The 14533-nt window shown below is 68.1% G+C and carries 11 protein-coding genes; 1 reads left to right on the top strand and 10 read right to left on the bottom strand.

All coding sequences use genetic code 11. The annotated features are described in order from the left end of the window. Window positions 1–132: 132 nt before the first annotated feature. On the top strand, window positions 133–1236 hold the full coding sequence (locus tag AC3IFE_RS07795; protein WP_012339974.1) for a type IV pilus twitching motility protein PilT: 1104 nt from the start codon (window positions 133–135) through the stop codon (window positions 1234–1236). 124 nt (window positions 1237–1360) lie between these two features. Here the strand turns inward: AC3IFE_RS07795 and AC3IFE_RS07790 are convergent, their stop codons facing one another. The 10 genes from AC3IFE_RS07790 to AC3IFE_RS07745 all read right to left on the bottom strand — a co-directional run bounded on the left by AC3IFE_RS07790 (window position 1361) and on the right by AC3IFE_RS07745 (window position 14386). Beyond that, the gene (locus AC3IFE_RS07790) at window positions 1361–1981 is read right to left on the bottom strand and encodes an ANTAR domain-containing response regulator (RefSeq protein WP_489190119.1); all 621 of its coding nucleotides are present in this window, start codon (window positions 1979–1981) and stop codon (window positions 1361–1363) included. Next, window positions 1978–3153 carry a transporter substrate-binding domain-containing protein gene (locus AC3IFE_RS07785; protein ID WP_489190117.1) on the bottom strand — a complete coding sequence of 392 codons (1176 nt, stop codon included), beginning with the start codon at window positions 3151–3153 and terminating at the stop codon, window positions 1978–1980. Before AC3IFE_RS07785 ends, AC3IFE_RS07790 begins: the two co-directional genes overlap by 4 nt. A 46-nt stretch (window positions 3154–3199) precedes the next feature. Further along, the gene (locus AC3IFE_RS07780) at window positions 3200–4483 is read right to left on the bottom strand and encodes an amidase (RefSeq protein WP_489190116.1); all 1284 of its coding nucleotides are present in this window, start codon (window positions 4481–4483) and stop codon (window positions 3200–3202) included. A gap of 24 nt (window positions 4484–4507) precedes the next feature. After that, window positions 4508–5215 carry a branched-chain amino acid ABC transporter ATP-binding protein gene (locus AC3IFE_RS07775; RefSeq protein WP_012339970.1) on the bottom strand — a complete coding sequence of 236 codons (708 nt, stop codon included), beginning with the start codon at window positions 5213–5215 and terminating at the stop codon, window positions 4508–4510. Then, complete coding sequence (locus AC3IFE_RS07770; protein WP_489190115.1) at window positions 5212–7062, bottom strand: ABC transporter permease subunit; 1851 nt, start codon at window positions 7060–7062, stop codon at window positions 5212–5214. Before AC3IFE_RS07770 ends, AC3IFE_RS07775 begins: the two co-directional genes overlap by 4 nt. After that, complete coding sequence (locus AC3IFE_RS07765; protein WP_089469841.1) at window positions 7055–7888, bottom strand: branched-chain amino acid ABC transporter permease; 834 nt, start codon at window positions 7886–7888, stop codon at window positions 7055–7057. Before AC3IFE_RS07765 ends, AC3IFE_RS07770 begins: the two co-directional genes overlap by 8 nt. A 72-nt stretch (window positions 7889–7960) precedes the next feature. Next, window positions 7961–9115 carry a substrate-binding protein gene (locus AC3IFE_RS07760; RefSeq protein ID WP_089469842.1) on the bottom strand — a complete coding sequence of 385 codons (1155 nt, stop codon included), beginning with the start codon at window positions 9113–9115 and terminating at the stop codon, window positions 7961–7963. Between the two features lie 80 nt (window positions 9116–9195). After that, window positions 9196–10095 (bottom strand): nitrilase family protein, encoded by a 900-nt coding sequence (locus tag AC3IFE_RS07755; RefSeq protein WP_489190114.1) that lies wholly within the window; start codon window positions 10093–10095, stop codon window positions 9196–9198. A 272-nt stretch (window positions 10096–10367) separates the two neighbouring features. Next, a complete protein-coding gene (locus AC3IFE_RS07750; protein WP_489190113.1) occupies window positions 10368–12785 on the bottom strand; it encodes a flavin monoamine oxidase family protein in 2418 nt (805 codons plus the stop codon). 164 nt (window positions 12786–12949) lie between these two features. Then, window positions 12950–14386, bottom strand: coding sequence for a hypothetical protein (locus tag AC3IFE_RS07745; RefSeq protein ID WP_489190111.1), 1437 nt, complete (start codon window positions 14384–14386; stop codon window positions 12950–12952). Window positions 14387–14533: the final 147 nt, after the last annotated feature.

The raw sequence follows: 14533 nt of genomic DNA, 5'->3' as shown, positions 1-14533 counted from the left end.
TTCCTCCAGCCACGGCGTCGCCGACGCCCGATGATTTGCCTGCCGGTTGCCGCGTCCCCGCCGCCGCGCTGGACAATCGCGCGGCGGCCTGCGAGGATCGCGTTACCCCCTTCGCTGCAATCGACACACGATATGCACAGTCACCCGTCCGAACCGCGCGACCTGACCCAGGAGATCCTCGACCTCGTCGATCAGCGCCGCTTCTTCACCGACCTGCACATCGAGCAGGACCGGCCCATCATGATCAAGACGCCGCGCGGCTGGGTCGAGACCGAAGGCGGTCCGATCATGCTCGACGAAATGGCGCCGATGCTCGATGCCGTCGACGACGACTGGGACAATCGCCTGCGCGACGGCGCGATCGATCGCCAGTTCGTGCTGACCGGCTGCCGCCTGCGCGCGCACGTCTACCGCACGTCGAACGGCCGCAAGACCGTCATCTCGATCCGCCGCCTGCCGCTCGCCCCGCTGCCGCTCGACAAGCTCGGCCTGCCCGCGTACATCCGCTCGACGATCGAGACCGCCAGCATGGGGCTCGTGCTCGTGACCGGCGTCACGGGCTCGGGCAAGACCACCACGATCGCGTCGCTGCTCGACCATCTCAACCGCACCCGCAACTGCCATATCGTCACGATCGAGCAGCCGATCGAATACGCGCTCGACAGCCACCAGTCGATCATTTCCCAGCGCGAGGTGCCGACCGACACCCGCAGCTTCTCCGCCGGCATGCGCGAAGTGCTGCGCGAGCGCGCCGACGTGATCATGGTCGGCGAGATCCGCGACATCGAAACCGCCGAGGCCGTGCTGCAGGCCAGCGAATCGGGGCACCTCGTATTCGCGACCATGCATACCGGCAGCGCACTCACCACCGTCACGCGCCTGCTCTCGTTCTTTCCCGCCGAGCAGCGCGAACGTCACGCGGCATCGCTCGCGAACGCGCTGATCGGCGTGATCTGCCAGAGCCTCGTGCCCAGCGAAAGCGGCGATCAGCTCGTGCTCGCCAGCGAACTGCTGTTCAACCACAATCAGCAGATCAGCGCGTTCCTCACCGATCCGTCGAAGATTCCGATGCTCGCGGAATTCGTCCGGCGCAAGGAGGACAACATGTCCCGCTCGCTCAACGAAAGCCTCGCGCAACTCGTCGCCCGGAATGCCATCACCGCGCGCGATGCATTACGTGCGACCTACAACCGCATCGAACTCAACGAAATGCTTCAGCAAACCGGCCTGCGTTGAAGTCATTCTCGCCAGCCGGACAACGCGCGAAGACAATCTTTGACAATCTGTTACGATTCGCGCCGCGCCGGCCGCAGCCGGGGCGCGCACACGCTCGCCGTATGCGATGTACTGCCGTTTTCGATCAGGATCGGGCGGGTTTGTCGAGGCCGAGTTTTTCCATCGCCTCGTGCGCGTCGATCACCATCGTCGCGACTTCGCCGACGGTCACGCGCAGGCGGGTCGCACGCGAGCGGAGATGTTCGTACGCGTCGTTTTCGCTCAACTGGTGCGATTCGATCAGGATGCGCATCGCGCGCTCGATGTGGCGGCGCGCCTTGATCGCGTCCTCGAGCTTGCCGATCTTGCTCTGCAGCCGCTGCTGATAGCCGGACGACGCGCGCGCGAGCACCAGCGTGCTCAGGATGCCCGTCGATCGATAGGGCTTGGTGATGACGCCGTGCGCCTGCGTATCGACGAGGATCTTCAGCACGGTCGGGTTTTCATAGTCCGACAGCGCGATCAGCGTCGCCCGCGTATCGGCCGCGCACCAGTTGCCCGCGCGGCGCGTCTCCGGCCCGACCAGGAAGAACACCGCATCGGCATCGTCGGGCAACTGCGCGGGAAACGGCCACTGCACCGTCACCGGGCAGCCGATCCGGCCCAGTTGCTCGACCAGCACGTTGCGATCCTCGCCGGGCGGATGGATCACCAGCACGCGCAACGTGCGCAAATCGTCGAACAGCCGATGCGCCCACGTGGTCATGGCCGTTCTCCATTGAGCCAGAACTCGGCGAATCCGTACGACACGAGGTACGGATCGGGCTTGACGGGCCCGCTCCCCTCCCAAACGATGTCGAACGCGCCGTCGGGCCGGCACACGGCGATGCGCGGCGTGAGGATCGCGTGATTGTTGTCGCGGTCGATGCGCAGCATGCCTTCGGGCGAATCGAATTCGACGTCGTGCACCGCGTCGACCAGCTTCGCCGTGTCGAGGCTGCGCGTGCGCGCCAGCGCGAGCGCGAACAGGCGAACCTGGTTGTACGCCATCTCCGACCACATGCTCGCGGGCTGCTCGCCGAAGCGCGCGCGCCACGATGCGAGAAAGCGCCGGTTGCCGTCGAGATCGAGCGTATTCAGGTAGCTGGCCGACACGATATGGTGGCCGCACAGTTCCGGGCCGATCATGCGCGTCTCGCCCTCTGTCATCGTCAGGCTCGCGATCGGCACCTGGGCAGGATCGATGCCGTGTTCGCGATACAGCCGATAGAACGCGCGCGCGCTGCGGCCGATCAGCGTCGAGAACACGACGTCCGGGGGCGCCGCGCGAATCTGGCGAACCACCTCCGCGAGCGCTTCCGGATCGGCGTCGTTCGGCAGGTAGATTTCGTCGACGATCTCGCCGCCGTGCTGCTCGACCATGTCGCGCATGATGCGGTTCGATTCGCGCGGGTAGATGTAGTCGGCGCCCACCAGGAAGAAACGCCGCCCGCGGTTGCGCAGCAGATAGGCCGCCAGCTGCATGCTGTTCTGGTTCGGCACCGCCCCCGTATAGATCACGTTCGGCGAATATTCGAAGCCCTCGTAGATCGAGCAATACCAGAGCAGCGCATTGTTGCGCTCGATGACGGGCAGCACCGCCTTGCGGCTCGACGACGTCGAACAGCCGAAGATGACCGTGACGTCGTCGTCCTGGATCAGGCGCGACGCGAGCCGACGATATTCGTCGGGATCGCCGCGCGGATCGTAGACCACCGGGTCGAGCGGGCGTCCGTCGACGCCGCCCGCCGCGTTGATTTCCTCGATCGCGAGCACGGTGCCGAAAAAGTGCTCGGATTCGGTCGCCGCCGTGACACCCGTGCGCGAATACAGCACGCCGATGCGCCATCCGGCATCCGCGCCCGACTGTCCCGACGACTGCTGCGACTTCGCCTGCATGTCGTTTCCTCCAGTGTCCGTGCTCATCGTGCCGGCACGCGCCCGCTTACGCGACCGAGATCGCCTGCTCGACGAACTGCGCCGCCGCGAGGCAGCGCAGGTCGTCGCCGCGCGGGCCGATCACCTGCACGCCGATCGGCGCGCCGCGCGCGCCGCGCAGGCCGGGCACGTTCACGCACGGCGCGCCGAGCAGGGTCCAGTTCCGGTTGAATGCCGGATCGCCGGTCGACGCGAGACCGTCCGGCGCCTCGTCGGGCGCGCTGGGCGTCAGCAGCGCGCTCAATCCGTCGAACCAGCCGCCGAGTGCGTCGCGCGCGGCCGCGAGTTCGGCACAGGCGGCGAGATAGCTCGCCGTATCCACCTGCGACGCGCGCTCGAGAAACGTCGCGAGCATCGGCGTCAACGCGTCGCGATGACGATCGTACTCGAAACCCAGCGTCCGGTATGCCTCGTAACGCTGGATCGTCTCGTGCGCATCGGTCATGCGCGTCATCCACGGCGCGAAGCGCACGCGGCGCACGCGGGCGCCTGCCCGCTCGATCGCGCGGATCGCCGTGTCGAGCACCGCGCACGCGTTGTCGGACGGCTGCGTCCACGGCCACGACTCGGGCACGCCGAACACGGGGCCTTCGAGCGGCGCCGCGTCGACGGTTCGCGGGTCCCGCGCGGCCAGGGCCGCGCCCAGGTACGCGACGTCGCGCACCGTCGCCGCGAACAGGCCGACGGTGTCGGCCGTCCACGAGAAGCCCTTCATGCCGGCGGTCGGCAGCATCGCGACGGTCGGCTTGTAGCCGGCGATTCCGCAGAACGACGCGGGGCGGATCGTCGAGCCGCCCGTCTGCGAGCCGATCGCGAACGGCGCGTAGCCCGCGGCGACCGCCGCCGCCGATCCCGACGACGAGCCGCCCGCGGTGCGGCCCGGGTCGCACGGATTGCGCGTGACCGTCGGCGCCATGTACGCGAACTCGCTCGTCACGCTCTTCGCGATCACGACACCGCCCGCGCGCCGCAGCATCGTGACGATGGCCGCGTCGGCGGCCGGCCGGTGCCGCGCATAGATCGGCGAACCGTGGCAGGTCGGCAATGCCTGCGTGTCGAAGATGTCCTTGACGACGACGGGCAAGCCGCCCAGCGGCCCGTGCGCCGCGCCGGCCGCCGCCAGCGCGGCCTCCCGCGAGACCACCGCGGTCAGCGCGCGGACCGACGCCTCGACAGCGTCGATCCGCGCGAACGCGTCGTACATCGCGCGACTGCGCTCCGCGTGCGCACCGTCGATTCGCGCCAGCATCTGCAGCGCGGAGCGCGGGCGATAAAAACCGGTTTCGTGCATGTGCGTTCCGTTTGTAAGCAGACCCTAGACCCGCAGATGCGCGAAGACCGACGCGGCAGCCGACGGCGCCTTCGCATCGCCGTCGTCGATCAGCGCGCCCTGCTTCAGCACCGCATAGCGATCGGCGACCTTCAGCGCGAACGGCACGTTCTGCTCGATCAGCAGCAAGGTCGTGCCGCGGCGCTCGCGCTCCCACAGCAACACGTCGGCGAGCCGGTCGATCACCGACGGCTGCAGGCCCTCGGTGATTTCGTCGAGCAGGATCGTCGACGGCCGCATCATCAGCGCGCGTGCCACCAGCAGCATTTTCTGCTCGCCGCCGGACAGCGTTCCCGCGTACTGCTTCAGCCGGCTCGCGAATACCGGAAACACCGGTTCGATCTCGGCGAAACGTTCGTCGAACGTCGATGCCTGCGCCAGCCCGAGCCGCAGGTTGTCGCGCACGCTCAGGTCGTGGAACAGCGCGTGCTCCTGCGGCGCATAGGCGATCCCCGCACGCGCGATCCGGTGCGGCGGCAGCCGCGTGATGTCCGCGCCGTGCGCATGGATCGAGCCGCCCGTCTTGGGCAGGTAGCCCATGATAGTCTTCAGCAGCGTCGTCTTGCCCATGCCGTTCTTGCCGAGCAGCGCCACCGCCTCGCCGGCGGCGACGCGCATCGTCAGGCCGCGCAGCACGATCGCATCGCGATAGCCGCTCGTGACCGCATTCACGTCGAGCGCAATCCCGCTCATGGCGCCTCCCGTCGCACGGCCGCGGCGCCGCCCTGCGCGCTGCCGGCATAAATGGTTCGGACCAGTTCCGACGCCACTACGTCGGCGAAGCTGCCCTGCATCACGATCCTGCCTTGATGCAGCACGACGATGCGGGTCGCGACTTCCGCGACGAAATCCAGGTCGTGCTCGACGAGCAGGCAGCACAGCCCGTACCGGTGCGCGAGCGCCGCGAGCACGTTGCCGATCTGCGTGCGCTCGACCTTGGTCAGCCCCGCCGTCGGCTCGTCGAGCAGCACGATGCGCGGCTCCAGCGCGAGCACCATTGCCAGTTCGAGCGCCTGCTGCTCGCCGTGCGACAGATCCTTCGCGACGGCATCGAGCTTGCGATCGAGGCGCGTCGCCCGGATCACCTCCAGCGCGTACGGCGGCAGCGCGAGCGTCGTCGCGGAACGCACCAGCGACGGCCGCTCGACGAGGGTGCCGGCGATGCGCAGGCATTCGGCCACGGTGAGGCTGTCGAACACGTTGGCGTTCTGGAACTTCCGGCCGAGGCCGAGCCGCACGCAGCGCTCCGGCGGCATCCGGCCGATTTCCGTGCCGCCGAGCGCGACGGTGCCCGACGAGCGCTCGGCGCCGTCGCTCATGCAGCGCATCAGCGTCGTCTTGCCCGCGCCGTTCGGGCCGATCAGGCCGACCAGCTCGCCGCCGCCGGCCTGCAGGTCGATGCCCTGCAATACCTTGAGACTGCCGAAATGCCGCTCGACCGCGCGCATGTCCAGCGCGGGCGCGGCGCCGGCCGCGGCGTCGCGTGCGCGTACCGGCCGCTCCACGAGCACCGGCAACGGCCGTCCGCTCGCGATGAAGCGGCGCACCGGCCGCGCGAGCAGCGGCACGAGGCCCTTCGGCAGCAGCACGATCACGACGACGAACGCGGCGCCGAGAATGAGTTGCCACGCGAACGGCATGCTCCCGCTCAGGTAGGCCGTCGCGACGTTGATCAGCAACGAACCGAGCACGGGCCCCCACAACGTGCCGCGGCCGCCGAGCGCCACCCACACGACGAGTTGCGTGCCGAGCACGAAACCGGACAGCTCGGGCGCGACCACGCCGCTGAACGCGCCGTAACCGAACCCGGCGAGCCCGGCGATCATCGCGGTCGCGACCAGCAGCACGATCTTGACGATCGACGTATCGATGCCGAGATGCGCACAGCGCGCCTCGTTGTCGCGGATCGCGACCAGCAGGCGGCCGCCGTCGCTGCGCACGAACACCCAGGCCAGCACCGCGACGGCCAGCAGCGCGGCACCGGCGATCCCGTACCATTGACCCAGCGACAGGTCGAAGGTCTCGAAGCCGGTCAGCCCCGAGCTCGAGCCGGTCCATTCGCCGCCCGACAGCAGCGATTGCGTCAGCACGATCGGCAGCACCAGCGACATCACGGTTGCGAAGAACGGCGACGCGCCGCGATAGAACGACAGCCAGCCGAACACCGCGGCGACGGCCGCCGTCGCGGCGAGCGCCGCGCCGATCGCGAGCAGCGCGTGCGGCGCCGAAAAACCGCCGTGCGTGAACACGAGCCCGGCCGCGTACGCGCCGATGCCGAAGAACGCCGACTGGCCGAAGGTCAGGTAGCCGGTATAGCCCCACAACAGGTCGACCGTCACCGCGACGATCGAAAAGAAGAACGCCTGGATCAGGACGTTCAGCAAATACGCACCGAACACGAACGGACCGGCGACCAGCAGCACGGCCGCCACCGCGACCACGATCGCGAGGCCGCGCCACGCGTGCGCACGCGGCGCACGCGCGCCCTGCGCCGTCGAATCGGCGCGATGCGGCTCGAACGAGGCGTCGACCTTAGCCATGAGCGAACCCCCGCGGTCGGATGCGCAGCGTCAGCGCCGCGAGCACCGCGATCGTCAACCCGCCCAGCACCGGGCTGACGAACGTGCTGACGAGCACCTGGCATGCGCCGAACACGATGCACGTGACGAGCAGGCTCGTCATCGAATGCCCCGACACCATCACCAGCATGAACGCGCTGACGATCCACCCGACGCCCATGTCGGGATCGACGCTCGACAGCGGCGTGATCAGCGCGCCGGCGAGCGAGCCGAGCGCCGCGCCGAGGGCGAACGTGACGAAGCGGATGCGGCCCGAATGAATCCCGAGCCCGCGCGCGAGATCTTCGTTCATGATGACGGCCCGCGTCTTCACGCCGAAGCGCGTACCCGACAGCAGCAGCGTCAATCCCGCGCAGAGCCCGAGCGCGATCGGCACCAGCACCAGCCGGTAGGCCGAGTATTCGGTGCCCGCGATCGATACCGCGCCCTTCATCGACGTTTCGACGAACTGCACTTCACGGCCGAACACCATCACGATGATCTGCCCGATCACGATGCCGAGCCCCCAGGTGGCCAGAATCGCATCGAGCGGCCGTTTGTACAGCGGCCGGACGATGATCCATTCGACCGCCATGCCGACCACCGTACCCACCGCGATCGCGAGCGGCACGCTCACCCACGGATCGAGCCCCAGCCGCGTCACGACGAAGCTCGCGTAGGCGCCCAGCGTGAGCAGCGCGCCGTGCGCGAAGTTCACGATCCGCATCACGCCGAAGATCACCATCAGGCCGACGGTCACGATGAACAGCACGGCCGCCGTCGTACAGATGTCCAATGCCAGTCCCATGTCTGCCTCCCGATTCAGGTCTGGTTCAGGTGAGGTTCGCCGCCGGCGAACCCGTGTGCGCCGCGGTGCGCGCTACTTGAGCTTCGGGCACTGCATGCCTGGGTCGACGTCGGCGAACGTCTGCAGCACCTTCACCGAACCGTCCGGCTGAATCTGCCCGAGGCGCATCGCGAGCGGCACGTGGCGGCTGCGGTTCATCGCGACCGTTCCGCGCGGCCCGTCGAACGACACCTCGCCGAGCGCTTTCACGACCTTCGACGAATCGGTCGACCCCGCCTTCTCGACCGCCGCCTTGTAAAGGAAGAACGCTTCGTACTGCGGCTCGGACAACTCGTTCGGCGTCTTCACGTCCTTGCCGAACTTGCTGTCGAGCGCCGCGATGAACTTGCGGTTCTGCGGCGAATCGATGCCGGTGAGGTAGGACGCCGTCATGAACACGCCGGTCGCGACGTCGCCCATGCCCTTGGCCGTGCCTTCGTCGATCGCGAGGTTGCCGTACGGCAGCGTGAGGCCCGAGCTCTTGAGCTGCTTCGCGAGCGCGACGTTCGGCGCGCCGCCCGCCGTGGCGCTGATCAGCGCATCGGGTTTCGCCGCGCGGATCTTCGAGAGCACCGGCGTCCAGTCGGTGCCGTCGATCGGCAGGTAGGTCTCGCCGATCACCTTCCCGCCGTGCCGTTCGATGTACTGCTTCGTGAAGTCGAGCATGCCGCGGCCGAACGCGTAGTCGTTGCCGACGAGGTAGAACGTCTTCGCGCCGCGGCGCTTGTCGAAGTAATCGACGATCGGCGCGACCACCTGTTCGGGCACCCAGCCGTTCACGTACATCCACGGGCTGCACGAGCGGCCTTCGTAGAACGACGTATAGATGAACGGCTTCTTGCCGCGCGCGACGATCGGCAGGGCCGCGTTGCGCGCGGCGCTCGTTTCCATCGAGATGATCGCGTCGACGTTCTTCTGGAACACCAGCGTGTCGTACGCCTTCTGCGCGCCCACCGCGCCCGAGCCGTCGTCGGCGATCACGAGTTCGACCGGACGCCCCAGAATGCCGCCCGCCGCGTTGATCTCGGCCACGGCCAGTTGCGACGACTGCACGACGGCCGGCGCGACGACGCTGTTGGCGCCCGACAGCCCGACCGCGACGCCGATCCGGATCGGCTCGGCCGCCGATGCGGCCATCGATGCCGCGACGATGAAGGCGGCGGCGATTGTCTTGTTCAACGACCTCATGATGCTTCCTTGTAGTGGGGGTGAATCGCGGCGCATCGCGGGTGAATGACGCCGGGTGAGGCACGCAACGGCTGACGCGGTCATGGCGGCGACACCGGCCAGCCGGTGCCGAGCATCGGGTCGTAGATATCCGCGCGCCGGTCGCGCAGCACGTGGTTGTGCGCGTTCAGCGCGCGGCCGGCGCGCGTGCGGGCCACGTCGATCGTCCCGTAGACGATCTCCTCGCGATCGATGCTGGCCGGGCCCGCGACCGGCCAGCCATCGCCGCCGACGATCAGGCTCTGGCCGATGAACGGCTGGCCGCGCTCGATGCCGACCCGGTCCGCGCACGCGATCGCGACGCCGTTGCTGTGCGCGGCGGCCATCGTCAACGTGGTCGCCATGCCCGGACGGTCGTCGGGCTGCGACGGCATCGGCACCCAGTTGGTCGGCACGCAGACGAGATCGGCGCCCTGCATCGCGGCCAGTCGAAACGTCTCCGGAAACCACACGTCGTAGCAGATCGCCATCGCGATGCGTCCGAGCGGCGTGTCGAACACCGGCACACCGCGGTCGCCCGGCTCGAAAAAGCGCTTTTCGTTGTCCCACAGATGCAGCTTCCGGTACACGCCGAGATGCCCGCCGGGCCCCGCGAACAGCGCCGAGTTGTAGAGCCGCGCGCCATCGCGTTCGGCGATGCCGCTCACTACGTGAACATTCAGGCGCCGCGCGATCGCTTCGAACGCCCGCGCCGTCGGGCCATCGGGCACGGGCTCCGCGAGCGCCAGCGCCTCGTCGCGATCCTCGAACACGTAGCCGCTGTTGGCCAGCTCGGGCAGCACGATCATCGCCGCGCCGTTGCGTGCGGCCGTCTCGATTCGCTCGAGCGCGGTCGCGAGGTTGTACTGCGCCGCACCGATCCGCGGCTCCATCTGCACGCAGGCGATCGTGAATGCGCGCGCGTGCGCCGCATCCCCTTTCGCCGGGCCGTATTCCGCCATCTGTCTTTTCTCCCGAAAAACAAAAAGCCCCCGGACCGGCGTCGTGCGACGCAAGTTCGGGGGCTTCGTAGCCGTCCATATGTGGCGCGGCAACGTTGCCGCGGAGGCGCCGTCGAGCTTGGCGCCTCAGTCCGGCCGAATATAAGAAGCCATTTTCGACGTGTCAAGCGATTCCTCCGGCGTCGTTGCCGCGTCATGCCACCCCGGTTTTCGACGCACTTGTCGCGTGCGGCCGCGACGCCTGCCGCCCTGTCGCGGCCGCACGCGCACGACTACAGGATCTGCTGCTCCCACGGCGAGTTCGGGGGCAACGCGCCCTCGTAGTGCTTCACCATGCTCTGCACCGCGTTGATCGCCGCGGCGAACGGACCGCTCGCGAAGCCGGCCTCGGCCGTCACCTTCTCGTTGATGAAATGCAGCCCGCTCGACTCCAGCGTGTTGGCGTACAGCGTGCGCGTATTGTCGAGATCGTTCGGCGCGTCCATCTTGAATGCGCCGCCCTGGGTCGGCACCTCGGTCCAGTGCGTGTAGTGACTGCGCGCTTCCCAGTGCTTGTCGATCAGGTCCGCGAGATTGCGCAGCTTGGCGCCGTCCTCGGGTTCGGCGCGCTTCGCCGATTCACGCAGCGTGCCGACCAGGTTCTCGATCTGCTCTTTCTTCGTCTTGCCCTCGACCTTCTTCGCGTTGTCGCCGAGCGTGTAGCTGAGGTAGATCACCGCGTTGTCACCTTCCTTCGCGGGGGCGTGCAGATACAGTTGCTGGAACTCCGCGGTGGACTGCAGGTTCTTCGGCAATGCCTCCGGATGGAACTCGTCGGCCGGCACGGTCATCGTCATCTTGGTCGCGCCGACGATGTTGACGCTGTCCAGCGCCACGGCGAGTTCCGCCGAGACGAGGCTGCCCTCGCCCTGCTTCGTCAGGCCCAGTTGCGTCGCGACCTTCGGGCTCGCCGCGAAAAAGACTTCGTCGTACGTTTCGGTCTTCGTTTCGCCGTTTTCCTTCCACGACACGCGGTACTCGTCCTTGCCGGTCGTTTCATTGGCCGTCTTTTCGACGCCCATGGCCGGCGCATTCAACCGGATCGCGCCCTGAGCCTCGAGCGACTGGCGGCCGGGCGGCAGCCCCGCGGTATCCGCGATCATGCGCTTGAGCGGTTCGTCGGCGCCATCGACCAGCAACTGGTGGTTTTCGAGCCGTTCGTCGACGAGGAAGCGCATTTCCTCCAGGAAACCCGTGTTGTAGTAGCCCTTGTAGCCGCCGACGCCGATGCCGACCGCGCCGAAGGTTTCCCAGTGCTTGTCGTCCCACTGAATGCCGTTTTCCTTCAGCAGATGCTCCACGCCTTCCTTGAACGTGAACGGATCGAACCGGTTCTTCGCGGCCTCGCACAACTCGCGAAATTTCGCCGTATCGCCCGCGTCCCGTGCGTCGCGCATCGGCTGCGTCAACGATCCCATCGCCTTGTCGAAGTCGGACTTCACCTGCTTCAGCACCGGGTCGGTCGGCTCCTTGCCCGGCTCCGCCTTGCGCACGCTTTCCTCGAGCAGCAGCAGCGCACCGACCTGGCTCGGGTTCGTGAAATCGATATGCCGGAGTTCGTAGTGCTCCGCGAAGCTCCAGTAGAAGTTGCCGTGCGTCGTGTGAAAACGCATGCCGCCGGGATGCGTGGCGGTCGGGCTCTGGGTGCCGTCGTCGAGCTGGCGATGGTGCGTCGCGAGGCGGCCGCCGATGTGATCCTCCGCCTCGAGCACCGTCGACGTCACGCCGATGCGGTTCAGGCTGTCGGCCGCCATGATCCCCGCCGGGCCCGCGCCGATCACGCACACCCGGAGCTTTTTCGCGACGTCCGGCTGCAGAGTGCCGACCTTGCGGCCGTTGTCCCAGTAGAAGCCCTTGTAGTCGTACATGTGATCGAGCGGCAACGTCATGCGCATGTCGGCATCGCGTGCGCGGACCGCGCCGCGATGCGTTTCGTCGGTGGCCGCCTTCCCGAACGACCCTTCGAGGGCCGTGCGCGCCGACGTGCCGCACGCCGCGAGCAGGCGCTCCGCATCCGCGGTCGGCATGTGGGCGGCCGTGTGTTCGAGCCACGTCGCGACGTTCGGCTTGCCGGCGAGCCGCTTGCTCCCGGCGCCGACCGTGTCGAGCACGTCGCTTTTCTCGCGCTCGGACAGGGCGTGCCAGTGCAGCGTCAGCTCGCGGCGCATCTGCTTGATCTGCGGCGCCGCGCTCAGGGTCGAGAGCGTGGTCAGGTTGGTCGTCATCGCTTCGAGCAGCTTGGCGCGATTGTCCGCGGACGGCCATTTGCCTGCTGCCTGCGAGAAGTAGTGGCCGAGCGACTGCGGCTTGAGCGGCGGAATCTCGCGCCCTTCGGACGACAGTTGCTCGCGTGCCGGCCGCGCCCTGTTCTTGGACGATTCGGCGCCCAGGCTGAAGGCCGCCGTATCGATGCGGCTCGACGGCCAGCCACTGGACGTCTCGGTGCGCGAACGCTTGGCGGCGGCCTCGAGTTCGGCGGCCGACGCGCGCGGGCTGCCCTGCGTGGGCAGCGCGCTGCGGCGCGTCACGCCCGTGACTTCGGGCAGCGTCGAACTCGACGGGCCGACCGGCGACGACGGCGATGCCGGACGCTCGAGCGTGGCGTGTTCCGCGCTTTCGGCGGTGTGAACGTTGGGATTGACCGATTCCATTTCGACGTTTCCTTTCGGGTTGCAGAAGGGGATTGAGACAACGATGGGGTGAAACGGGCCGCGCCGGCTGCGTGTCGCATGCGGCTGCGTGGCGGCCCGAATCGGGTCCCGGCGCACCGCGCCGCGACGCGCGGGTCGCGATGCGCCGGGCGGCGACGGCGGCGTCAGGACGTCTCGCCCGTCGACGTTCGCCGCGGCGACTCCGCAGGCGGCAGTGCGCGCGACACGTCGGCGGACGACGACGCCGGTGCGGGCGCGGGCAACGCACCCGATGCGACCGGCGCGCTGTCGGGTTCGCTGCCGCTGTGTTCGTCGACTTCCTCGATGCGCGACGACATGTCGTCCTCGTCATGGAGCAACGCCGGCCTTCTCGATATCAGTGCGTCGCACGTCTGGATCAGCGTGCCGAACGCCTCGGTCGCCAGGAACTCCATGATCATCAGCGCGCCGGGCACCGCCAGCGCCGAGCGCGGCGAGATCCGTCCTTTCGGCAGGTCTGCGTTGTCGGGATCCTGTTCGATCAGGTGCGCGGTCAGCACGAGCGCGGTCGCGATGACAAGACCCGCGTGCGCCGGCACGCCGACCAGCCGGCCGAACTTTTCGGTCCAGAGCGTCTTGATGCCCTGCCCCATCGCGCGCGCGGCGTCGCTGCCCGATTCGAGCAGGCTCTTGTTGTGGTTGACGAGTCTCGCTTCCAGCCGGTCGAGCGGTTGATGCGCGATCAATTCGCCGTGCGTCGGCGCCTCGATGCCTTTTTCCCGCATCGCATCGCCCGATTGCCGCAACCGGCCGAGCGCCGACTTCACCGCGCCGCCCACGGCGCTCAGCGCGCTTTCGAGCGTCTCCGCGCCAAAGAACGTCGTGGCGTCGGCATACACGTCGTTCAGTACCGTCAGTTGCAGGTCGAGCGAACCGCCCGTCCGTAGCGCATGGAATACGGGCACGAGCGTCACCATCGCGCGCACCAGTTGACGCTCCATCTCGGCCCGCACGCCCGGCGGCAGGGCTTCTTCCGCGTACCAGTCGAAGCGGCGCAGCACGGAAGGCGGCAGTGAGGTCGCCTCCAGCGGCGGGATGTAGTGCGTCTCGAGGCCTTCGCGCGCGCCGGTCGAGTTGGTCGTCGCGAACATGACCGTCGCACCGATCGGCAAACCGGTGGCCGGCGACGGCACGTGCTTGCCCACGTAGGTGCCGGCAAGCGACAGTGCGACGAGATAACCCGAACGCCCGACGAGCGGCGCCGCCCGCTCCGCGATGGACTGCTTCAGAAAGCCGCGCAGCGCCTTCTCGTCCGTCACGCCATGCCGTTCGTACAGCGGCGCGCGTTCGAGCAGGCTGCGCAGCACGTCGTCGGGCATGCGGTCGGCATGCGGGCCGTACAGCACGTGTGCGGTCGTGGCCGCGATCCTGACATGCGCGGCCGGCACGCCCGGGCCACCGAGCGCGGCCAGCCTGTGTTCGCATGTCGCGTGTCCGACTTCGGCATCGACGTCGCGCGGCACCTGCATGCGCCGTTGGCGCAGGGTCGTGACGGGTTCGTGGTCGGAAGCGCCGGACGGGCGAGTGCGCGCGGCCGGCAACCCCGCCGTGTGATGGGCCATCGACGTCGACTCCGGTCTGGACGTCGTCGCATCCTCCCGAGTCCGTTCGGTTTCCTCGGGCAGTTCACCGGTCGCTTCGTGATGTGCAATCGTGGACGGTTCCATAGCTATCCTGATAGATCGGTTTGCAGTCGGCGCGACGAATGC

The sequence above is a fragment of the Burkholderia sp. APQ4-4ca genome (genome assembly GCF_057837105.1).
The sequence above is the reverse complement of the archived record's forward strand: the minus strand, read 5'-3'. Positions and strand labels throughout refer to the sequence as shown.